The organism is Pseudomonas sp. 2835 (assembly GCF_050435905.1).
Lineage (GTDB): Bacteria > Pseudomonadota > Gammaproteobacteria > Pseudomonadales > Pseudomonadaceae > Aquipseudomonas.
On sequence record NZ_JBNDLE010000002.1, the window covers coordinates 169,661 to 191,340 of the forward strand.

A 21,680-nucleotide genomic window follows, 5' to 3' on the forward strand; every position below is an offset into this window, starting at 1 on the left:
AGGGCTTCGGCCCTGCCGGGTTGTCCTGATGTCTCGGTTCGCCAACCTGCGTACAGCTGCCACCATTTCTGTTTGGCGACAGAGGTGGTGCAGCTCCCTTCACATCAGGAGCTTCATCATGAAAAAGATCGTTCCAGACCCACCTGAATTCCACCTTCTCGAAACCACAGAGACGCCCTTCGGCCTCTGCGATGTCGGTCATCCACAGTTATTCGCCGTGCGCGCCGGGGTCAATGTCGAAGATGCGCTGGTGCATGCGTCGCTGTATTTGAAGTGCGCGAGCCTGACTGGGCCGCTGGCGGTCGAGCATACTCGTGAGCCGGGGCGAGGGTTCCTTCAGGCGACCCTGCATTCCCATGAAATGGCCAAGGCATTGATTGATGCGTTGCTCGATGGGCTGGAGAGCCGGGCGATCAGGATGCCAGCCGGCGCCTGAGTTGCGAGCGCTTTGCGCTTGATCGCTGGCAAGGCCAGCTCCCACAGGTCCGGAGTGTGCCCAGATTAACTGTGGGAGCCGGCTTTGCCGGCGATACGGTAGGTCAGGCGACTCAGCTTGGACTTTTGGTAGTGATTGTCAGCACATCTGTGTAAACGATGACCACAGACTGGCCGACTTTGAGATTTTTCATGCGCGCCTGAAGGTCAGGGTCTTCGACCTTCACGACCTTTTGCGGGCCCTCAGGTGGCGTCAGCGTTACCTCATGGGTTTTCAGGTCAATCTTGGTGATCTTCGAGGTGACCTTGATCTGCCGAAATGCCTCACCACCTGGGTTAGGGTTGTCCTTGGTGGCGCGAATGACACCGGCCTCCTTGCTGATGCCCGGGGCCTTGGTGAGGTCGGTTTCGAGCACAGTAGCAACCGAGCGGTTGACCGTGATGTTGACCAGGTCGCCGACCTTGAGGTTATGCAGGTCCTTGGCCTGTTCGCTCACCTGGATCGGCACCTCAGAGTTCTCAGGCCCTGCCACCGTAACGACGCGCTTATCGAGGTCAACGGCAAGGACTTTGGTATTCACCACATCCTCAGTGGCGACAGCGTCGATCAGGATGTCTTTTGCCTGCACCGTAAAACTGGCTGCAGACAGAAGTGAAACAACAGCAAAAGCATGGGCAAAGCGGCGCAGCGGTTTCATAGGCTTACGTTCCTTGTGATTGCTAGTGAAATCATCGTAGGAAGTGAGCATAGATGCTGTCCGGCAAATTACCCGTCGGCGTTTTGTCGCAGCCGTTCGAGCAAGGCGTCCTTGTCGCTCCACAGCTGGTTTATCCATTGCTGGAAGGCCAGGCGGTAGGTTTCATCCTGGTCGTAGTTCCTGCCCAGGAACTCGGCCGGAATCGCCAGTTCCTCGAAGTGCACGACAATGTGCCTGACCCGCCCGCACAACAAGTCCCAGAAGCCTGGCGCACCGTTCGGATAATGAATGGTGACGTTGACGATCGATTGCAGTTGCTCGCCCATGGCATCAAGCACAAAGGCAATGCCGCCAGCCTTGGGCTTGAGCAGGTGCTTGAACGGTGACTGCTGCTGGCGATGCTTGGCTGCGGTGAAGCGCGTGCCTTCGGCGAAGTTGAAGATCGCCGTTGGCTTGCCGCGAAACTTGGCGCAGGTGCGTCGAGTGGTTTCCAGGTCCTTGCCGGCCTTTTCCGGGTGCTTGGCCAGGTACGCCTTGGAGTAGCGCTTCATGAACGGGAAGCCCAGTGCCCACCAGGCCAGGCCGATCACCGGCACCCAGATCAGCACCTGCTTGAGGAAGAACTTCAGCGGGCGGATACGCCGGTTGAGCACGTACTGCAGCACCAGGATATCGACCCAGCTCTGGTGGTTGCTGGTGACCAGGTAGCTGTGCTGGTAGTCCAGCCCGGCCAGGCCTTCGACCTGCCAGCGGGCCTTGCCCAGCAGGTTGATCCAGGCATTGTTGTTGCTGATCCAGGCTTCGTGGATGTGGCGCATCAGTTCATCGGTGAGCCGCTGCGCCGCAGCGAACGGCAGCAGCAGCTTGAACAGGCTGACGATGAACAACGGGGTGCAGCAGACGATGGTGTTGAGCCCCAGCAGCAGCGAGGCGATAACCCCGCGCAATGGCGCGGGTAGCAATCCGAGCATGTTCAACTATCCAGTGAGCGGTTGGCCTGAATGGCGGTCAGGGCGATGGTGTAGACGATGTCGTCGACCTGGGCGCCGCGCGGCAGGTCGTTGACGGGCTTGCGCAGGCCTTGCAGCATCGGCCCCAGGCTGACGCAATCGGCGCTGCGCTGCACAGCCTTGTGGGTGGTGTTGCCGGTGTTCAGGTCGGGGAACACGAACACCGTGGCGCGCCCGGCCACCTGGCTGTTGGGCGCCAGTTGCCGGGCGATCTCCAGGTTGGCGGCGGCGTCGTATTGCAACGGGCCGTCGATCAGCAGGCCGCGCTGGGATTCCTGGGCCAGGAGAGTGGCCTCGCGGACCTTCTCGACTTCTTCGCCGGTGGCCGAATCACCACTGGAATAGCTGATCATCGCCACCCGCGGGGCAATACCGAAGGCTTCGGCGGAGTCGGCGCTCTGCAGGGCGATTTCCGCCAGCTCATTGGCCGTCGGGTGCGGGTTCATCACGCAGTCGCCGTACACCAGCACCTGCTCGGGGAAGAGCATGAAGAACACCGACGACACCAGGCTGCAGCCGGGTGCGGTCTTGATCAGTTGCAGGGCCGGGCGGATGGTGTTGGCGGTGGAGTGCACCAGGCCCGAGACCAGGCCGTCGACTTCGTCCAGGGCCAGCATCATGGTGCCGATCACCACCGGGTCTTCCAGCTGCTGTTCGGCCATCGGCGCGTTGAGGCTCTTGCTCTTGCGCAGGCTGACCATCGGCTCGACATAGCGCTCGCGGATCAGGTCCGGGTCAAGGATCTCCAGGCCTTCGGGCAGGCTGATGCCCTGGGCGCGGGCCACCGCCTGGACGTCGTCGGGCTTGGCCAGCAGCACGCAGCGGGCAATGCCGCGGGCCTGGCAGATGGCGGCGGCCTGCACGGTCATGGGTTCTGCGCCTTCGGGCAGAACGATACGTTTGTTGGCCTGCTGGGCGCGCTGGATCAACTGGTAGCGGAACACCGCGGGCGACAGGCGCAGCTCGCGCGGGGTGCCGCAGCGCTGGTGCAGCCAGTCGGCGTCCAGGTAGCTGGCGACGAAATCGGTGATCAGCTCGGCGCGCTCACGGTCATCCACCGGGATTTCCTTGTTCAGGCCGTTGAGCTGGTTGGCGGTGTCGTAGGAGCCTGTGCTCACCGAGAGGATCGGCAAGCCGGCCAGCAGCGCGCCCTGGCACAGTTCGAGGATGCGCGGGTCGGGCTTGCTGTCGCTGGTCAGCAGCAGGCCGGCCAGCGGCACGCCATTGATCGCCGCCAGGCTCACGGCGAGGATGATGTCGTCGCGATCGCCCGGGGTCACCACCAGGGTGCCGGGCTTGAGCAGCGGCACGGTGTTGGCCACGGTTCGGGCGCAGATGATGATCTTGTTCATGCGCCGGGTTTCGTAGTCGCCGGCGTTGAGCACCTGGGCGCCAAGCAGCTCGGCGACGTCGCGGGTGCGCGGGTCGTTGAGGCCGGCCTGGAACGGGATGCAGCCGAGCAGGCGGAAGTCGCCGCCGCGCAGCAGCGGCGAGTGTTCGGTCAGGCGCGCGGCGAAGGCATTCATGTCTTCGTCGGTGCGCACCTTGTTGAGGATCACTCCGAGCACTTTCGGGTCGCGCGGGCCGCCGAACAACTGGGCCTGCAGTTCGACGCGCCCGGACAGCTCGGTGAGCACTTCGTTTTCCGGCGCCGAGACCAGGATCACCTCGGCATCCAGGCTCTTGGCCAGGTGCAGGTTGACCCGCGCGGCGTAGCTGGCGTGGCGGGTCGGGACCATGCCTTCGACCACCACCACGTCCTTGCCGACGCAGGCCTGCTGGTACAGGGTGATGATCTCTTCGAGCAGTTCATCCAGCTGGCCGTCGCCGAGCATGCGCTCGACATGGGCCAGGCTCAGCGGTTGTGGCGGTTTGAGGCCATGGGTGCGGGCAACCAGTTCGGTGGAGCGTTCCGGGCCGGTATCGCCCGGGTGCGGCTGGGCGATCGGCTTGAAGAAGCCGACCTTCAGCCCGGCGCGCTCCAGGGTGCGCACCAGGCCCAGGCTGATGGACGTCAGGCCGACGCCAAAATCGGTCGGCGCGATAAAAAATGTCTGCATGCGAGCTTCTCGAAATGAGCTGTGCAAAAGAATCAATTGCCAAGGGTATCGCTATCGACCCCCTGAGCGCACCAGCCACAGGCAAATGCCTGGCCGATGCGTTGCTGGCGTTGCTCGGGGTCGAGCACCCAGCTGCGTGATTGCCAGGGCGGCTGGTGGCGCAGGTGCTGGGTGTGCCCGCACGACAGCTCGACCACCCAGTGGCCGTCCTCGTCCTGATGGAAACCCAGCACCTGGCTGAAGGATCCGGCAACCCGTTTGTCCGGGTTGCGTTCGCTTTCAGGCGATGCCTTGGTTACACTTGTTCGTTCTACATTCTTATGCAAAAGGTCTCGCCCCATGCTGATCGCCGCCAACAAGGCTGTCTCCATCGACTATACCCTGACCAACGACGCTGGTGAGGTCATCGACAGCTCCGCCGGCGGCGCTCCGCTGGTCTACCTGCACGGTGCAGCCAATATCATCCCGGGCCTGGAAAAAGCCCTGGAAGGCAAAACCACCGGTGACGAGCTGGACGTTACCGTTGAGCCGGAAGACGCCTACGGCGAATACCTGGCCGAGCTGGTCAGCACCCTGAACCGCAGCATGTTCGAAGGTGTCGACGAGCTGGAAGTGGGCATGCAGTTCCACGCTTCGGCGCCGGATGGCCAGATGCAGATCGTCACCATTCGCGACCTGGACGGCGACGACGTCACCGTTGATGGCAACCACCCACTGGCTGGCCAGCGCCTGAACTTCAAGGTCAAGGTCGTCGATGTTCGTGATGCCAGCGAAGAAGAAATCGCCCATCGCCACGTTCATGGCGAAGGTGGCCATCACCACTGATTTTCTGCGCTAAGCTCAGAGAGTCGCGAAGGCGCCCGGGCAAGTCCGTCGCACTCCAGCAGGGGAAGACGGCTTGGCAGGGCGCCTTTTTAATGGGCTGGTTTTACTGATTGCAGCCCGCAGCGGCAACCGGGATCTGGAAAGGGGAGTACGTCATGAGTGCATTTCACGACCTGAAATTGCAGGCACTGGATGGCCAGGAGTTGCCTCTGGCGCCGTTCAAGGGCCAGGTGGTGCTGGTGGTCAATGTCGCTTCCAAGTGTGGCCTGACCCCTCAGTACGCGGCGCTGGAAAACCTCTACCAGCAGTACAAGGGCAAAGGCTTCAGTGTACTGGGCCTGCCGTGCAACCAGTTTGCCGGGCAGGAACCGGGCACAGAAAAGGAAATCCAGCAGTTCTGCAGCCTGAACTACGGCGTGACCTTTCCGTTGGGCAGCAAGCTGGAGGTCAATGGCCATGACCGCCATCAGTTGTACCGCTTGTTGGCCGGCGAAGGCGCCGAGTTCCCCGGCGATATCACCTGGAACTTCGAGAAGTTCCTGGTTGGCAAGGACGGCCGCGTGCTGGCGCGATTCTCGCCACGTACGGCGCCGGATGATCCAACGGTGGTGCAGGCCATCGAGAAGGCTTTGGCCTGATCGGCCTGATCGGCCTCATCGCGGGGCAAGCCCGCTCTTACACTTCTGTAGGAGCGGGCTTGCCCCGCGATGCTGTTCAATCACCCAGATCAATAGTACTGGGCCACCCGAACGGCTCCCCCTATCCTCAGGCGCATTCCCCATTCCCAGGAGCGCCTCATGTCCGCCACCGCACTGTTCACTCCCTTCCAACTGGGCGCCCTCGAGCTGCCAAGCCGTGTGGTCATGGCGCCGATGACCCGTACTTTCTGCCCTGGCGGCGTACCTCATGCGCAAGTGGTCGAGTACTACCGCCGCCGCGCCGCGGCAGGCGTTGGGCTGATCATCAGCGAAGGCACCACTGTCGGTCATAAAGCGGCCAACGGCTACCCGAACGTGCCGCGCTTTTACGGTGAAGATGCCCTGGCCGGCTGGAAGAACGTCGTCGACGCTGTACATGCTGAAGGCGGGCGCATCGTGCCGCAGCTCTGGCACGTGGGCAGCGTGCGCCGCCTTGGCACCGAGCCGGACGCCAGCGTGCCGGGTTGTGGCCCGAGCGAGAAGCTCAAGGACGGCCAGGTTGTGGTGCATGGCATGAGCAAGGCCGATGTCCGTGACGTGATCGAGGCGTTCGCCCAGGCCGCTCGTGATGCCCAGGCTATCGGTATGGATGGTATCGAGATCCACGGTGCCCATGGTTACCTGATCGACCAGTTCTTCTGGGAGGCCAGCAATCAGCGCACGGATGAGTACGGCGGCGACCTGGCCGGCCGTTCGCGTTTTGCCATCGAGCTGATCCAGGCGGTGCGCGCTGCGGTGGGCCCGGACTTCCCGATCATTTTCCGTTTTTCGCAGTGGAAGCAGCAGGACTACAGCGCCCGCCTTGTGCACAGCGCCGAAGCCCTCGGCGCGTTCCTGCAGCCGCTGGTGGAGGCCGGTGTGGATATCTTCCACTGCTCGACCCGGCGCTTCTGGGAGCCGGAATTCGACGGCTCGGACCTCAACCTGGCCGGCTGGACCCGCCAGCTCACTGGCAAGCCGACCATCACTGTCGGCAGCGTCGGCCTGGATGGCGAGTTCCTGCAGTTCATGGTAGCGACCGACAAGGTGGCGCAACCGGCCAGCCTTGAGAACCTGCTCAAACGCCTGAACAACGACGAGTTCGACCTGGTGGCGGTCGGCCGGGCGCTGCTGGTCGACCCTGAGTGGGCCGCCAAGGTGCGCGATGGCCGCGAACAGGACATTCTGCCGTTCAGCCGTGAGGCGTTGACGACCCTGGTTTGATCGCAAGTGCCGCCGGGGCCGGGCGCGCAACGCTGCCTTGGCCCTGGCGACAGGCTGCCTGCAGGTGCGCTTCGAATTGCTCGACAATCGCCGGCCAGCCCTGGCGGCTGGCATGCTGGCGGGCATTGAGACGCACCCGGCGCAGGGTTTCTGGCTCTTCCAGCAACCAGCAGGCGGCATCGATGAACGCCGCTTCATCCCCCGGCATGGCCAGCGCGCCACTGTGGCCGTGGCGAATGTGCTGGGCCGCTGCTGCTTCGTCATAGGCAACGACGCCCAGCCCTGATGCCAGCGCTTCAAGTACCACATTACCGAACGTCTCGGTCAGGCTGGGGAACAGGAAGATATCCCCGGAGGCGAAGTGCTGCGCCAGGCTTTCACCACGCTGGGCACCGCAGAACACCGCGCCGGGCAGACGTTGTTCCAGCATGGCGCGTTGAGGTCCGTCACCGACCACGATCAATTTGATGCGCCGCTGCGGGTACTGCTGTTGCAGGGCCGCCAGGCAAGGTTGCAGCAAACCGAGGTTCTTCTCGGCGGCCAGGCGTCCGACATGCAGCAGGGCAATATCATCGGCGCCCACCCCCCATTGCTCACGCAGCGCCTGGCTACGCCGCGCCGGGTTGAACAACTGGCTGTCGACCCCGCGGGCCATCAGGCTGAGGTTGTCGAAACCGCGTCGTTCCAGCTCCAGGCGCTGGCTGAGGCTGGGTACCAGGGTGGTGTGGGTGCGTCGGTGGAACCAACGCAGGTAGTGGGTCAGCAGGCGTGCCAGCAGGCCCAGGCCGTACTCGCTGGAGTACTGCTGGAAGTTGGTATGAAAACCGCTGACCACTGCGATCCCCAGGCGCCGCGCCGCGCGCAGGGCGCTCAGGCCCAGCGGGCCTTCAGTGGCGATGTACAGCACGTCCGGGCGTTGCCGGCGCCAGCGCCGCATCAGCTTGTGCATCGACACCTGGCCCCATTGCAAACCCGGATACCCCGGCAACGGCCAGCCGCGGCACAGCAGCAGGTTGTCGTCGCTGGCCGAAGGCTGTTCGGCTGCCTGCCGGGGGCGCACCAGTTCGACCCGATGGCCGCGTGAGCACAAGCCATCGCTGAGGCGGCCAAGGGTATTGGCCACGCCGTTGATTTCCGGTGGGAAGGTTTCGCTGATCAGGGTGACATGCAGGGACGGTGTGCTCATGAACCCAGTGTCGACCGTGCGGATTGCCACGCTGTGACCGCAAAATGACAGATCGATGACGCCTGATTACTGGCGATTTCCGGCGTATAAATATTTCCCAGCGAGCGACTCAAGATTGCAGGTCAGGCAGCCGATGCAGAAGCATTCGAATGACTGATTTCGCTCCGGGAGAGCGTCATGTTCAACAGCAAACTCAAGCAAGAAATCCTCCGGCTGCGTGAAGAATTGCAATCCGTGGAGCAAGTTAAGTGCAGCCTCGACAGTGAGATGCTGGTGCTACAGCTCGACCCGCAAGGGCGCATCGAATCGGTCAACAGCAACTTCGAAAAAGAGATGCTCTACAGCAGCCATCAACTGATTGGCCGCAACATCGAAGAAATCGTCCCCGCCCACGTCAAGCAGCTCGATTTTTACCAGCGCATGAAGCAAGCCATCACCCGCGGCGAGCACCTCAATGGTGCCGTGCGTCTGCTGCGTGGCAACGGCGAAGAGGCCTGGTTGCGCTCGATTCTTCAGCCGGTTAAAAACAGCGAAGGGCGCATCAAGTATTTCACCCTGCACTCCAGCGACCTGACCCGCACCATCGAAACCTCCCGCGAGCACGAGAGCCTGATCAAGGCGCTGATGCGCTCCACAGCGGTGATCGAGTTCAACCTCAACGGCGAGGTGCTGACGGCCAACGAGCGTTTCCTGCAAACCATGGGCTACAAGCTTGATCAGGTTGTGGGCAAGCATCACCGCCTGTTTTGCGAGCCGGAAGAGTACAACTCGGTCGGCTATCACGCGTTCTGGGACAAGCTGCGCCGTGGTGAATTCGTCGCCGAACGCTTCAAGCGTATCGATGCCCATGGCCGCGTGGTGTGGCTGGAAGCGTCGTACAACCCGATTATCGATGCCCATGACGTGCTCTACAAAGTGGTCAAGTTCGCCACGGTGATCACCGATCAGGTCAATCAGGAAGTAGCCGTCGCCCAGGCTGCGGATATCGCCTACACCACTTCGCTGGAAACCGACGCCTGTGCGCGCAAGGCCACCGAGGTGGTGACCCAGACCGTTGACGTCATGCGCGGCCTGGAAACCTACATGCAGGAAGCCGCCGAAGGCATCGAGGCGCTGGACAAGCAGTCGCAGGTGATTGGCTCGATCATCAAGACCATCAGCGACATTGCCGGGCAGACCAACTTGCTGGCCCTCAACGCCGCCATCGAGGCTGCGCGTGCCGGCGAACAGGGCCGTGGCTTTGCCGTGGTCGCCGACGAGGTCCGGCAACTGGCCTCGCGTACCAGCACCGCCACCGAGGAAATCGCCCGGGTGGTGCAGCAGAACGAACAGCTGGCCAAGGCGGCGGTGGACATCATCGACAGCAGCAAGCGCCAGGCCGAGCAGGGCCTGTCACTGGCCGGGCAGACCGGCACGGTGATTGTCGAGATTCAGGACGGTGCGCAGAAGGTGGTCAATGCGGTCGGGCAGTTCTCCAACCAGCTGTCGAGCTGATGGACGTGCCGCGTAGCCGGGTGGCTACGCGGCGCCAGCTCACTTGCGTTCGCGCACCCAGAACAGCGTGGCGCCAGCTACCGCTGCCGGCATCATCAGGATGTTGAGGAACGGCACCAGCAACACCAGGTACACCGAGCCGCCAAAGCCCAGGCTCTGCCAGCGCTTTTCGCGAAGCCAGGCGAGCATGTCCTGCCAGCTCATCTTGTGGTTGTCGGCTGGGTAGTCGATGTACTGGATGGCCATCATCCAGATACCGAACAGCAGCCATAGCGGCGCGGCAACGATGTTCACCACCGGGATCAGCGACAGGATGAACAGGCCGATCGCCCGTGGCAGGAAGTAGCCCAGCTTGCGCGCCTCGCGGCCGAGGGTGCGGGGCACCATGGCGGTGAGTTCGGCCCAGCTGAAGGCCGGGAAATCATCGGTGCCGCGCACCACCACTTCGACCTTTTCCGCCAGGAATCCATTGAACGGCGCGGCAATGATGTTGGCCAGCATGGTGAAGGTGAAGAACACCATCAGCCCCACCAGCACCACGAACAGCGGCCACAGCACATAGTTGAGGAAGCTCAGCCAGCTCGGCAGGCTGGGCATCAGTGTGTCGACCCAGAGGCTGAACTGATGGCCGGCGAAGTAGATCAGGCCGACGAACAGCAGCAGGTTGACTGCCAGTGGCAGCAACACGAACAGGCGCAGGCTCGGGCTCAGGACCAGTTTCAGCCCTTCACGCAGGTACTGTGGGCCAGAGAGGACAGGGGCTTGCATATAAGGGAAGGCTCCGGGTAAAGGCAAACGCGCTGACCTTACCGAGTTTGCGCGGCGGGCGAAAGCGCGGCGCAGAGCGAGAAACGGGCTGTAACAAAACCTCGGCAGCATCTATACCGGGCTTCATAGATAAACCGCGCGCGCCTTTGCTGATGAATAGAGCCGGCCTATAAGGTGGATTGTCTAAGGATATTTCCTTAATCTCTGCCACCTCGCTAAAGTGCGCACATCTTTTCAACGCCTTCGAATTCTGACTTTCAAGGAGTTTCCATGAGCATTCTGGTCAACAAGCAAGCCCCTGATTTCGATGCGGCGGCAGTGCTGGGCGACGGTTCGATCGTCGACAGCTTCAAGCTTTCTTCCCTGCGCGGCAAATATGTCGTGCTGTTCTTCTGGCCGCTGGACTTCACCTTTGTCTGCCCGTCGGAAATCATTGCCCACAACAATCGTATGGACAAGTTCCGCGAGCTGGGTGTGGAAGTAGTCGGCGTCTCCATCGACTCGCAGTTCACCCACCACGCCTGGCGCAGCACGCCGGTCGAGAAGGGCGGTATCGGCGCGGTCGAGTTCACCATGGTTGCCGACGTCAAGCACGAGATCACCCGTGCCTATGGCATCGAGCACGATGACGGCGTGGCCCTGCGTGCCTCGTTCCTGATCGACCAGCAAGGCGTTGTCCAGCACCAGGTGGTCAACAACCTGCCGCTGGGCCGTGAAGTCGACGAGATGATCCGCCTGGTCGAAGCCCTGCAGTTCACCGAACAACACGGTGAAGTCTGCCCGGCTGGCTGGCGCAAAGGCCAGAAAGGCATGAAGGCTGACGCCCAGGGCGTTGCCGACTACCTGGCCGAGAACGCCGCCAGCCTGTAAGGCTGCCCGTTAACGCTTTTCAGGACCTGCGGCCAAAAGCCTTCCCCAAGTGCTTCGCGGGTTCTTTTTTATTCCAGCCGGCGATCCCGGCTAAAGAGGCTGGCCACTGAGCGCCAGCTCGACAGGAGTGTGACATGTCTGAAGTACGCCATTCGCGAGTGATCATCCTCGGTTCCGGCCCTGCCGGTTACAGCGCTGCGGTCTATGCCGCGCGCGCCAACCTCAAGCCGCTGCTGATCACCGGCATGCAGGCCGGCGGCCAGCTGACCACCACCACCGAAGTCGACAACTGGCCGGGCGACGCCCACGGCCTGACCGGCCCGGCGCTGATGCAACGCATGCAGGAACACGCCGAGCGCTTCGAGACCGAAGTGGTGTTCGATCACATCAACGCCGTTGACCTGGCCAGCAAGCCGTTCACCCTCAAGGGCGACAGCGCTACCTACACCTGCGACGCACTGATCATCGCCACCGGCGCCAGCGCTCGCTACCTGGGCCTGCCATCGGAAGAAGCGTTCATGGGCAAGGGCGTTTCCGCCTGCGCGACCTGCGACGGTTTCTTCTACCGCAACAAGCCGGTCGCTGTGGTCGGTGGTGGCAACACCGCCGTCGAGGAAGCCCTGTACCTGGCCAACATCGCCAGCAAGGTCACCCTGGTCCACCGCCGCGAGACCTTCCGCGCCGAGAAGATCCTGATCGACAAGCTCAACGCCCGCGTGGCCGAAGGCAAGATCGAGCTCAAGCTCAACGCCACCCTGGACGAAGTGCTGGGCGACGACATGGGCGTCACCGGTGCGCGCCTGAAGAACAACGACGGCAGCTTCGACGAAATCAAGGTCGACGGCGTGTTCATCGCCATCGGTCACACCCCGAACACCTCGCTGTTCGAAGGCCAGCTGACCTTGAAGGACGGCTACCTGGTGGTCAATGGCGGCCGTGACGGCAATGCCACTGCGACCAACGTTGAAGGTGTGTTCGCTGCCGGTGACGTGGCTGACCACGTGTACCGCCAGGCCATCACCTCGGCCGGTGCCGGCTGCATGGCGGCTCTGGATGTCGAGCGTTACCTGGATGGGCTGCAGAACGCAGCGCTCTGAGGATTGCGCGAGCGCTCTGCGCTCGATCGCTGGCAAGGCCAGCTCCCACAGTTGATCTTGTGAGCTAACAAAAAACCGGCCTGATGGCCGGTTTTTTTGTGTCTGCAATCTGCCTCAGAGGCTCAGGCGCATGGACAGGTCCACCGCTTTCACATCCTTGGTCATCGCCCCGATCGAGATGTAGTCCACGCCCGTTTCAGCGATTACCCGCAAGGTTCTTTCAGTCACCCCGCCACTGGCCTCAAGCTTGGCCTTGCCGGCATTCAGGCGCACCGCTTCGCGCATGTCGTCCAGGCTCAATTCGTCGAGCATGATGATGTCGGCGCCGGCATCCAGCGCTTCTTTCAATTCACTCAGGCTTTCGACCTCGATCTCCACCGGCTTGCCCGGGGCAATGCGGTGCGCGGCGGTGATGGCTGCGGCGATGCCACCGCTGGCGGCTATGTGGTTTTCCTTGATCAGGAAGGCGTCGTAGAGACCGATGCGGTGGTTATGGCAGCCGCCGCAGGTGACGGCGTACTTCTGCGCCAGGCGCAGGCCGGGCAGGGTCTTGCGGGTGTCGAGCAGCTTGACCTGGGTGTCGGCAACCTTGTCGGCAAGGAACTGCGCGTGGCTGGCAACGCCCGAAAGCATCTGCAGGAAGTTCAGCGCCGAGCGCTCGCCGCTGAGCAGGGAGCGGGCCGGGCCTTCGAGGTGGAACAGCACCTGGTTGGCGCTGGCGCGCTCGCCATCCTTGACCTGCCAGTGCACCGCTACCCGTGGGTCGAGCTGGCGGAATACCGCGTCTACCCAGGCCGTGCCGGCAATCACGCAGTCATCGCGGGTAATGATGGTGGCCTTGGCCAGGCGTTCGGCCGGGATCAGCTGGGCGGTGATATCGCCACTGCCGATGTCTTCAAGCAACGCACGGCGCACGTTGGCTTCGATTTCGGCGGTCAGGTCGGCGAGGCGTAAATTCGGCATGGCGGGCTCCACAAGCTAAGTGCTGGCGATTATAGGGCAGGGCAGCCCGCGCTTGCAGCAAACACTGCAGCGGCGGCCAAAGCTTGACCTTTGGTCAGGCCAGATGAGCTTTTCGCCCGGACGCCGGTCTATCAGCAGCGGCATGCGCGCACTGGCGAGTGAAAGATTTTTACTCGATAATGCGCCTTGTATTTGGCGTCATAGCTTTGACGACCGCTAAAAAGCTCAAAATCGAACCTGTAAGGAGACCAGGATGCACAACGACGGGAAGGTGGTGCCGATCAAGGCCATCACCGATCAGGCGCACAGCGCGCCCCTCGCTCGTCTGCCGGTAGTGCTTCTGCAGGTACGTGACAAGGCCGCGCTACAACTGCGCCAGGGCCTGCAGGCGTTGTTCGACAACGCCGACGACACCCTGTTCGAGATGGCCGACAAGGCCACCAACAACGTCCAACAGAACATCCTTTTCGAAGCCATGCGCGACCTGCGCCTCAAGCGCAAGAACATCGAGCGCGGCTATCTTGACCACTTCTATGAAGCCTTTGTGCAGATCGGCCAGCCCGATTCCCTGCCGGCCCTGCATGGCCCTGGCTACGACCGCCTGGCGCTGGTGGCCAATGACGAACTGGAGCGCACCGTGGCGCTGGATGCGATGGTCGCGCGGGTGCTGGCCCGTGACGGCATCGCCCTCAACCAGCTGACCTTGCGTTTCAGCGCCCTGGTCGGCCAGGCCCTGGACGATCCGCGCAACCCGCTGGGCCCGGCAATGCTTTGCGATTACTTCCTGCGTGCCGGGCGCAGCCTGGGCGTGGGGATCAAGGTCAAGCTGATCATTCTCAAGCTGTTCGAGCGCTATGTGCTGCACGACGCCGATCAGTTGTACGGGGAAGCCAACCAGTTGCTGATTGCCACCGGCGTGCTGCCCGAGCTCAAGGCCGTGCCGCGCCGTCGAGCCCAGGACCGCCCGCAGACAGAACGCGAGGCTGCCGCCAGCGCAGCCGATAACGAGCCGGCCAATGACGCGCTGGATGCCAACGGCCAGGCGGTGTTTGCCTCGTTGCAGGCCCTGTTGTCGCCGGTGCGCGGGCGGGTTGCCCCGCGCCTTGAGGCGTGCGAGCAGGTGCAGGCGATCAGTACCCGTGACCTGTTGCGGCTGCTTTCGCACCTGCAGCACTACGTACCGCCCACCCCGCAGACCGACGATTTCGACCTGCACCAGCAGCTTGAACAACTGCTGACCCGGGTCAGCGTCAAGAGCGGCACCTACCGCAAGATCGAGGTGGTCGACGAAGATGTGATCAACCTCATCGCCATGCTCTTCGAATTCATTCTTGCCGACCGCAACCTGCCGCGCACGTTGCGCGCCCTGATCGGGCGCATGCAGATCCCGATGCTCAAGGTCGCGGTCCTCGACAAGAGCTTTTTCAGCCGCAGCAGCCACCCGGCCCGACGCCTGCTCAACGAGATCGCCTCGGCGGCGATGGGCTGGGGCACCAGCGATGATTGCCAGCGCGACAGCCTGTACCTGCGGGTGGAAAAAATCGTCCAGCGCCTGCTCAGCGACTTTGTCGACGACCCGGCGATCTTCTCAGAACTGCTTGTTGAGTTTCTTGCCTTCAGCAGTGATGAGCGCCGTCGCAACGAACTGCTCGAACAACGCACCCGCGACGCCGAAGAAGGCCGTGCACGCACTGCCCTGGCCCGTCAGCGGGTTCAGCAGGAACTCAACCGGCGCCTGCTTGGCCGCTCGTTGCCGCGGGTGGTGGTGCGTTTGCTCGAAGAGGCCTGGAGCCAGGTGCTGTTGCTGGCCTGCCTCAAGCATGGCGACACTTCCAGCCAGTGGCTCCAAGCCCTGGAGACCATGGACGAGCTGATCTGGAGCGTGCAGCCACACACTGAAGACTCTGCGCGCTTGCGCCTGCTGGAGCTTGTGCCGGGCCTGCTCAAGGCCTTGCGCGACGGCCTGGCCAGCGCCGCCTTCGATCCGTTTGCCACCAGCGAATTCTTTGCCCAGCTCGAGGCTTTGCATGTGCAGCTGTTTGACACGCCGGTGGTGGGCGGCCGGGTGAGCCACAACGATGCCAGCGAGCGGGTGCTTGTGCTCGATGAAATCGTCCTGCGCGCGCCTGAGGCCGGCGATCCGCAAGCGGCCCAGGTACGCCTGGCCGATGACGACCCGGCGCTGCTGCAGGTTGAGCGCCTGCGCATCGGCGCCTGGGTCGAATTGCTCGATGAAGACGAAGTGCAGCGCTGCAAGCTGATCGCCCAGATCGACAGCACCGATCGCTTCATTTTCGTCAATCGCACCGGCCTCAAGGTCCGCGAATGGTCGCGCATGGCCCTGGCGGTGGCCTTGCGCCGCGGCCATGTACGCCAGCTGGACGACACCCTGTTGTTCGACCGGGCCCTGGACTCGGTGCTCAGCCAGTTGCGCCAGGCGCAGGCACGCTAGGTTCCTGCGCGTTTTAACGATGCATCCCGCGTCACCACGGGGCATACTGAGCCGGTGCCCCCGTGTCTCAGGATTTTCTATGCAACTGGACCGCGCTACTGGCTGGTTCGCCGGCGTCCGCCATTGTCCTTCACCCAACTGCAATGCCCGCGCCGAGGGTGAAGTCATCTCCCTGCTGGTTATCCACAATATCAGCCTGCCACCGGCGCAATTCGGTACCGGCAAGGTCCAGGAGTTCTTCCAGAACCGCCTGGATGCCAGTGAACACCCGTATTTCGAAGGCATCCAGCACCTGCGCGTGTCGGCGCACTTTCTTATCGAACGTGACGGCAAGGTCACGCAGTTTGTCTCCTGTCTGGACCGCGCCTGGCATGCCGGTGTGTCCAGTTTCGAGGGGCGCGAGGCGTGCAACGATTTTTCCATCGGCATCGAGCTCGAAGGCACCGACGAGCTGCCTTTCACCGATGCCCAGTACCAGGCGCTGCAAGCACTGACCCGGCAGATTCAGGCTGCCTGGCCAGCCATCGGCACTGAACGGATTCAGGGCCACAGCGATATTGCCCCGGGACGCAAGACCGACCCCGGCGGTGCTTTTGACTGGCCGCGCTACCGCGCAGGCCTCAAGGACAAGGAGAGCGAAGCATGAGTTTTCTGGTGTTGTTGCTGGTGCTGTGGTTCGAGAAGTTCTCAGCCCTGCGTCAGCGTCTGCAACGCGACGGTTTTTTTGTCACCGAGCTTGCACGCCTTGAGCGTGACGGCAGGCGTCATCCCTGGTGGGTGCTGACCATTCTGGTGCTGCTGCCGGTGGCCCTGCTGGCCTTGCTGCTGCATGTGCTGGAGCCGGTTGCCTACGGCTTGCTGGCCTTGCCGGTGCACCTGCTGGTGCTGATCTACAGCCTCGGTCGCGGCGACATCAAGGCGGCGCAAGGGCCGTTTCGCGATGCCTGGCGGCGCGGCGACGAACAGGCGGCGGTGCATGTGGCCGAGCGCGACCTGGGCTTGACCGCCGACGATGCCCAGGCATTGCTGGAACGGGTGCAGGGCAACTTGTTGTGGCAGGCCTATCAAAGCTTTTTTGCGGTGATTTTCTGGTACTTCCTGCTCGGCCCGGCGGCCGCCCTGGCGTACCGGTTGTTGGCCCTGGCTGGCGAACATGCTCGGACACCCGCATTGCGCGATCATGCCCTGCAGTTGCGCCACGCCTTCGACTGGGCTCCGGTGCGTGTGCTGGGCGTGAGTTTTGCCCTGGTCGGCAACTTCGTGGCGGTCAGCCGGGTGATGCTGCACGAGCTGCTCAACTGGCATATCAGTGCCGCCGGCCTGATCAGCGCAGTTGGTCGTGTAGCCGGTGATTTGCCGGCCAGCACGTCGGCCGGCCCCGATGGCCTGCTCGGGCTGGATAATCTGTGGGAGTTGCTGCTGCGCTCGGCAGTGCTCTGGTACGCCTGTTTCGCCCTGTGGACAGTCCTTGGCTGAAGCCGGTTGCGCAGCGGCCGTTGGTCGCTCCGCTGCCGGTTAACCTTAAGTTACAAACCCCCGATCCGATATGCGCTATACAGGTGCTGCTGAATACATTCAGTGGCCTTGTGCCACTGTGTGCAGAACAATAAGAATCGGAGGGCGCCACCTGTGAAGAGCCTGTTGTATCCGGCCATCGCGCTGATGAACCGACTGAGCTTCGGCATGAAGTTCAGCCTGATCAGTATTCTGTTTTTCCTGCCCATGCTGGTGACCAACTACTATCTGGTGCGAGATTCCTATGCGCAGTTCCACGCCACTCGCACCGAGCTGCAGAGCCTGGAGCTGCTGGGCAACAGCCTGGCCTTGCGCGGCGAGGTTGAAACCCTCGGTAACCTGGTGCAGATCAACGCCGTGCTCGGTCAGTCGGGCAAGGCCGAGGATGTCGAGGTGCAGATCGCCAGTGTCGAGCAACAGGTGCAGAACCGGCTGTCTGGCTTGACTGCAATGACCAGCGACGAGGCTCAGGCCAAGGTCTTCGACGACAAGCGCAGCGAGATGCTCGCGACCCTCAAGGCGGCCCAGGGTGAGTCTTCGCTGTCCAGTAAAGTGGCGTTTTTCGACAAGCTGCTGGGCCAGGCCCAAGTGCTCAGCAAGGTAGTTGCCAGCCAGGCCGGGCTCAGCCAGGACAGCGATTCGGCGATTCGCCAGCTCAGCGAACTGATGACCACGGTCACCCCGCAAGTGACGCAAACCCTCGGCGAAGGGCGAGCGATTGGCGCTTATTCGCTGGGCCAGGGCTTCGTCAATTCGGCTTCCAGTGCGCGTTTCGATGACCTGCTGCAGAAGCTGGAAAAGCTCGGCGCTGATTATGCCATCCGCCTGGATGAGGCACTGGCCACCGAGCCGGGCGCGCAGGTCAGGCTCGGCAGCCTGGCCAGCAGCAGCCAGGCATCGCTCAAGCAGGCCAGCGAGCTGATCGAAGAACAGGTGGTAGTGGCCGATACGCTCGACAAGCCGTGGCCGGGGTTCTTCCAGCAGATCAGCGGCTTGATGCAGCAGACCTACACGCTCAACACCGCCATTGGCGAGTTCCTTGGCCACCAGCTGGAGCAACGCCTGGCTGAACACCGTTCGCACATGATCCTGCAGGTTTGCGCACTGGCCGCGGTGTTCCTGCTGATTGTCTACCTCTACAGCGGCTTTTACGCCTCGACCCGCAATACCCTCAAGAGCCTCGGCGCAGTGATGGACAAGGTCGCCGCCGGTGATATGACGGTGAACTTCCAGGCCAGCAGCCGTGATGAGCTGGGCGAGTTGGGCCAGGTATTCAACGGCACCGTTCGGCGGATCCATGACCTGATCGAACAAGTCGGCCACACCGTCGCCCAGGTCGAGCGCCAGGCCGAGCAGGTGCATGCGGTGTCGGCACGCAGCAACCAGGCGGTCAGCGGCCAGCGCGGGCAGATCGAGCAGGTGGCCACGGCCATGAACCAGATGTCAGCCACCGCCCAGGAGGTGGCGCGCAGCGCTGCGGCGGCGGTCAACAGCGCCCATAGTGTCAATCAGGAAACCGTCAGCGGCCGTGGCCTGGTGCAAACCCAGCAAGGCAATATCGCCCGCCTTGCCGGCGAGATCGATCAGTCGGTGGCGGTGATCAACCAGTTGGCCAGTGACAGTCAGGCCATCAGCCGGGTGCTGGAGGTGATCAAGAGCATTGCCGAGCAGACCAACCTGCTGGCCCTCAACGCCGCCATCGAGGCGGCCCGGGCGGGTGAGCAGGGCCGGGGCTTTGCCGTGGTGGCCGATGAAGTGCGCACGTTGGCCAAGCGCACCCAGCACTCCACCGAAGAAATCGAGCAAATGATTTCGCGCCTGCAGGGCGGGGTAGGGGCTGCAGTCAAGGCCATGGACAGCAGCCATCAGATGGCCTCGGGTACGGTCGGCGAGTCGCAGCAGGTGCAGCAGGCGCTGGAGAATATCCTCGGTGCCATCGGCAGCATCGTCGACCAGAACCAGCAGATTGCCGCCGCGGTGGAGCAGCAGACGGCGGTGGCTCATGACATCGACCAGAACATCGTCGAGATCAACCGGGCGGCGGATAACACCACCCAGGGCGCACACCAGACCGAGGACGCCAGCCGCCAACTGTCGACCCAGGTGCTGGAGCTCAAGCGTCTGATCGGTGCGTTCCGGGTCTGAGATCAGCGGTTGCTGAAGTTTTCCGCGCTGTGACAAAGTAGCGCCCTGCAGGATTCCAGGGAGCCGGATGTGTCGGCAACGCTGCGGGTGTAGTCTCACCCTCACAGCAAACGGAACCTTGAGTCCACGCGATTCGGCTCCCTCAGCAAATTCACTGACGAGGTACAGACATTGGCCATCATCCATCCCAAAGTCCGCGGTTTTATCTGCACCACTACGCACCCGACCGGTTGCGAGCTGAACGTACGTGATCAGATCGAAGCCACCCGCAAACTGGGCGTGCGCGAGGATGGTCCGAAAAAGGTACTGGTGATTGGTGCTTCCAGCGGCTACGGCCTGGCGGCGCGTATCACCGCTGCGTTCGGTTTCAAGGCCGATACCCTGGGCGTGTTCTTCGAAAAACCGGGCACCGAAACCAAGGCCGGCACTGCGGGCTGGTACAACGCTGCCGCTTTCGACAAGTTCGCCAAGGCCGACGGCCTGTACAGCAAGTCGATCAACGGTGACGCCTTCTCTGACGAAGCGCGGGCCAAGGTCATCGAACTGATCAAGAACGAAATGGGCGGCCAGGTCGACCTGGTGATCTATTCGCTGGCCTCGCCGGTGCGCAAGCTGCCTGCTTCGGCTGGCGAGCGCGCAGGCGAATTGGTCCGTTCGGCGCTCAAGCCAATCGGCCAGCCGTATAAGTCGACCGCTATCGACACCAACAAGGACACCATCATCGAGGCGTCCATCGAGCCTGCCAGCGAGCAGGAAATTGCCGACACCGTCACCGTCATGGGGGGCCAGGACTGGGAGCTGTGGATCGACGCCCTGAGCAAAGCCGGTGTTCTGGCGCCACAAGCGCGCACCGTGGCCTTCAGCTACATCGGTACCGAGATCACCTGGCCGATCTACTGGCACGGCGCCCTGGGCAAGGCCAAGCAGGATCTGGACGAGACGGCCGAGCGCCTGAGCGGCAAAGTGGGTGGCAGCGCCAACGTGGCCGTGCTCAAGTCGGTGGTGACCCAGGCCAGCTCGGCCATTCCGGTGATGCCGCTGTACCTGTCGATGGTCTTCAAAATCATGCAGGAGAAGGGCGTTCACGAAGGTACCCAGGACCAACTGGACCGCATGTTCCGTGACCGCATGTACCGTGCTGACGGTGCCCCGGCGCAGCTGGATGAGAAAGGCCGCCTGCGCCTGGACGACTGGGAGTTGCGTGACGACGTACAGGATGCCTGCAAGGCCCTGTGGCCGCAGGTGACCACCGAGAACCTGTTCGAAATCACCGACTACGCCGGTTACAAGAAGCAGTTCCTCAACCTGTTCGGTTTCGAGCGTCAGGATGTTGACTACAACGCCGATGTCGCTACCGACGTACGGTTCGACTGCATCGAGCTCTAAGAGAATTTTGTAAGCACTTGTTACCGCACCCGTTTTACCGGGGTGCGGTAACAGCAGTTAAATTTAGAAGCATTTTGTAACAAGTATCTCAGTGGCCATTTGCTACCCCCTCCTCGGCGCTGATCTATACCACTCATTCAAATGCCCTTTAAACCGTCAAGGTTTCGACAGGAGGCACCATGAGTGGACTGCAAAAACTAAAAGAGCGGATCAGGCAAAAGGGTCTGCAAAAGGTCCTTAAAACCCTGTGTGAGCGTTACATCTACTTCCATTGGGAGTTGCTGTGGATGGAGCGCGACCTGGTCAGCCCGGTACCGCCGCACAACCAGCGCGAGCATCCCCCGGTACGCCTGGTCGAGATCACCGAGGACAACGCCGACGCCTTTGCCCGCTATTTCGGCAACCGTGTGCAGACCATGCGTGAGCTGGCCGCCGAAGGCCACACCGGGCACATGTACCTGGATGAGCAGGGCGATGCCGTAGCGTTCATCTTCGCCAGCATGCGTGACTATCACGACCGGCATTACTATGGCTGCACCTTCCCGGTGAAGCCCGGTGAATTCTTTGAGTTCGGGGGGGAAATGACCCCCGCCTTCTTTGGCTCCCGGCTGTCGGTGGATGCCCAGATCAGCCTGTGGGAAACCATGCGCGCCAAGGGCTGCGATACGGTGGTGGATGTCTGCGAGTCCCACAATATCCCCGCGCTCAAGCTGCACTTGCGCATGGGCTATCACGAGCAGGGCCGAGTGATGCATGTGTATGGCTTGTTCGGACGCTGGCGCCTGTTCCGCGAAAGCCGTTACGATGGGTCGCGACTGAGCGGCTTGCGCAAGGTCCCTGCACCGCAGGTAGCGGCGTCGGCATGACAGAGGTCG

Annotated in this window: 19 protein-coding genes and 3 pseudogenes; 15 read left to right on the top strand and 7 right to left on the bottom strand. The window is 62.5% G+C overall.

Features of this window, described 5'->3' with window-relative positions:
- Nucleotides 1-118: 118 nt before the first annotated feature.
- Nucleotides 119-436, top strand: a complete 318-nt coding sequence (locus ABIE20_RS02765; protein ID WP_429502602.1) for a DUF3077 domain-containing protein — start codon at nucleotides 119-121, stop codon at nucleotides 434-436.
- A gap of 112 nt (nucleotides 437-548) precedes the next feature.
- Here ABIE20_RS02765 and ABIE20_RS02770 read toward each other — a convergent pair whose 3' ends face one another.
- The 4 genes from ABIE20_RS02770 to ABIE20_RS02785 all read right to left on the bottom strand — a co-directional run bounded on the left by ABIE20_RS02770 (nucleotide 549) and on the right by ABIE20_RS02785 (nucleotide 4,574).
- Nucleotides 549-1,133: a hypothetical protein gene (locus ABIE20_RS02770; protein WP_429502604.1), complete on the bottom strand. Its 585-nt coding sequence runs from the start codon at nucleotides 1,131-1,133 to the stop codon at nucleotides 549-551.
- A 68-nt stretch (nucleotides 1,134-1,201) separates the two neighbouring features.
- Complete coding sequence (locus tag ABIE20_RS02775; protein WP_045196055.1) at nucleotides 1,202-2,104, bottom strand: acyltransferase; 903 nt, start codon at nucleotides 2,102-2,104, stop codon at nucleotides 1,202-1,204.
- Between the two features lie 2 nt (nucleotides 2,105-2,106).
- Nucleotides 2,107-4,203 carry a phosphate acetyltransferase gene (pta, locus tag ABIE20_RS02780; RefSeq protein ID WP_429502606.1) on the bottom strand — a complete coding sequence of 699 codons (2,097 nt, stop codon included), beginning with the start codon at nucleotides 4,201-4,203 and terminating at the stop codon, nucleotides 2,107-2,109.
- 32 nt (nucleotides 4,204-4,235) lie between these two features.
- Nucleotides 4,236-4,574, bottom strand: coding sequence for a DUF3565 domain-containing protein (locus ABIE20_RS02785; RefSeq protein ID WP_429502608.1), 339 nt, complete (start codon nucleotides 4,572-4,574; stop codon nucleotides 4,236-4,238).
- Here ABIE20_RS02785 and ABIE20_RS02790 point away from each other — a divergent pair.
- The 3 genes from ABIE20_RS02790 to ABIE20_RS02800 all read left to right on the top strand — a co-directional run bounded on the left by ABIE20_RS02790 (nucleotide 4,543) and on the right by ABIE20_RS02800 (nucleotide 6,929).
- Nucleotides 4,543-5,028: an FKBP-type peptidyl-prolyl cis-trans isomerase gene (locus tag ABIE20_RS02790; protein ID WP_429502610.1), complete on the top strand. Its 486-nt coding sequence runs from the start codon at nucleotides 4,543-4,545 to the stop codon at nucleotides 5,026-5,028. The two genes, ABIE20_RS02785 and ABIE20_RS02790, sit on opposite strands and share 32 nt — an antisense overlap.
- A gap of 155 nt (nucleotides 5,029-5,183) precedes the next feature.
- A complete protein-coding gene (locus ABIE20_RS02795; protein ID WP_429502612.1) occupies nucleotides 5,184-5,666 on the top strand; it encodes a glutathione peroxidase in 483 nt (160 codons plus the stop codon).
- A gap of 159 nt (nucleotides 5,667-5,825) precedes the next feature.
- A complete protein-coding gene (locus tag ABIE20_RS02800) occupies nucleotides 5,826-6,929 on the top strand; it encodes an NADH:flavin oxidoreductase (RefSeq protein ID WP_429502614.1) in 1,104 nt (367 codons plus the stop codon).
- Here ABIE20_RS02800 and ABIE20_RS02805 read toward each other — a convergent pair.
- Nucleotides 6,898-8,115, bottom strand: a complete 1,218-nt coding sequence (locus ABIE20_RS02805; protein ID WP_429502616.1) for a glycosyltransferase family 4 protein — start codon at nucleotides 8,113-8,115, stop codon at nucleotides 6,898-6,900. The genes ABIE20_RS02800 and ABIE20_RS02805 overlap by 32 nt on opposite strands.
- A gap of 267 nt (nucleotides 8,116-8,382) precedes the next feature.
- Here ABIE20_RS02805 and ABIE20_RS02810 point away from each other — a divergent pair.
- Both ABIE20_RS02810 and ABIE20_RS02815 read left to right on the top strand, forming a co-directional pair.
- Nucleotides 8,383-9,015: pseudogene (locus ABIE20_RS02810) on the top strand (PAS domain-containing protein); the annotation flags it as partial.
- A 234-nt stretch (nucleotides 9,016-9,249) separates the two neighbouring features.
- Nucleotides 9,250-9,609: pseudogene (locus tag ABIE20_RS02815) on the top strand (methyl-accepting chemotaxis protein); the annotation flags it as partial.
- A 39-nt stretch (nucleotides 9,610-9,648) separates the two neighbouring features.
- Here the strand turns inward: ABIE20_RS02815 and cysZ are convergent.
- Nucleotides 9,649-10,377, bottom strand: coding sequence for a sulfate transporter CysZ (gene cysZ, locus ABIE20_RS02820; protein WP_429502618.1), 729 nt, complete (start codon nucleotides 10,375-10,377; stop codon nucleotides 9,649-9,651).
- A gap of 270 nt (nucleotides 10,378-10,647) precedes the next feature.
- Here cysZ and ABIE20_RS02825 point away from each other — a divergent pair, with 270 nt between their 5' ends.
- Complete coding sequence (locus tag ABIE20_RS02825) at nucleotides 10,648-11,247, top strand: peroxiredoxin (RefSeq protein ID WP_429502620.1); 600 nt, start codon at nucleotides 10,648-10,650, stop codon at nucleotides 11,245-11,247.
- 134 nt (nucleotides 11,248-11,381) lie between these two features.
- Entirely contained in the window at nucleotides 11,382-12,344 is a 963-nt protein-coding gene (gene trxB / locus ABIE20_RS02830) for a thioredoxin-disulfide reductase (RefSeq protein WP_429502622.1), read from the top strand.
- 114 nt (nucleotides 12,345-12,458) lie between these two features.
- Here the strand turns inward: trxB and nadC are convergent, their stop codons facing one another.
- Nucleotides 12,459-13,307: a carboxylating nicotinate-nucleotide diphosphorylase gene (gene nadC / locus ABIE20_RS02835; RefSeq protein ID WP_429502623.1), complete on the bottom strand. Its 849-nt coding sequence runs from the start codon at nucleotides 13,305-13,307 to the stop codon at nucleotides 12,459-12,461.
- 253 nt (nucleotides 13,308-13,560) lie between these two features.
- Between nadC and ABIE20_RS02840 the strand changes: the two genes are divergently transcribed.
- The 7 genes and pseudogenes from ABIE20_RS02840 (at nucleotide 13,561) to ABIE20_RS02870 (ending at nucleotide 21,671) form a co-directional block, all read left to right on the top strand.
- Nucleotides 13,561-15,759: a DUF1631 domain-containing protein gene (locus tag ABIE20_RS02840; RefSeq protein ID WP_429502625.1), complete on the top strand. Its 2,199-nt coding sequence runs from the start codon at nucleotides 13,561-13,563 to the stop codon at nucleotides 15,757-15,759.
- A 79-nt stretch (nucleotides 15,760-15,838) separates the two neighbouring features.
- A complete protein-coding gene (gene ampD, locus ABIE20_RS02845) occupies nucleotides 15,839-16,405 on the top strand; it encodes a 1,6-anhydro-N-acetylmuramyl-L-alanine amidase AmpD (protein ID WP_429502627.1) in 567 nt (188 codons plus the stop codon).
- A complete protein-coding gene (ampE, locus tag ABIE20_RS02850; protein ID WP_429502629.1) occupies nucleotides 16,402-17,235 on the top strand; it encodes a regulatory signaling modulator protein AmpE in 834 nt (277 codons plus the stop codon). The genes ampD and ampE overlap by 4 nt, the downstream gene beginning before the upstream one ends.
- Nucleotides 17,236-18,357: 1,122 nt before the next feature.
- Nucleotides 18,358-18,564, top strand: a pseudogene (locus ABIE20_RS02855) (HAMP domain-containing protein); the annotation flags it as partial.
- 150 nt (nucleotides 18,565-18,714) lie between these two features.
- Nucleotides 18,715-19,419, top strand: a complete 705-nt coding sequence (locus ABIE20_RS02860; protein ID WP_429503009.1) for a methyl-accepting chemotaxis protein — start codon at nucleotides 18,715-18,717, stop codon at nucleotides 19,417-19,419.
- 171 nt (nucleotides 19,420-19,590) lie between these two features.
- Nucleotides 19,591-20,805, top strand: a complete 1,215-nt coding sequence (gene fabV / locus ABIE20_RS02865) for an enoyl-ACP reductase FabV (RefSeq protein WP_429502631.1) — start codon at nucleotides 19,591-19,593, stop codon at nucleotides 20,803-20,805.
- 179 nt (nucleotides 20,806-20,984) lie between these two features.
- Entirely contained in the window at nucleotides 20,985-21,671 is a 687-nt protein-coding gene (locus tag ABIE20_RS02870) for an N-acetyltransferase family protein (RefSeq protein WP_429502633.1), read from the top strand.
- Nucleotides 21,672-21,680: the final 9 nt, after the last annotated feature.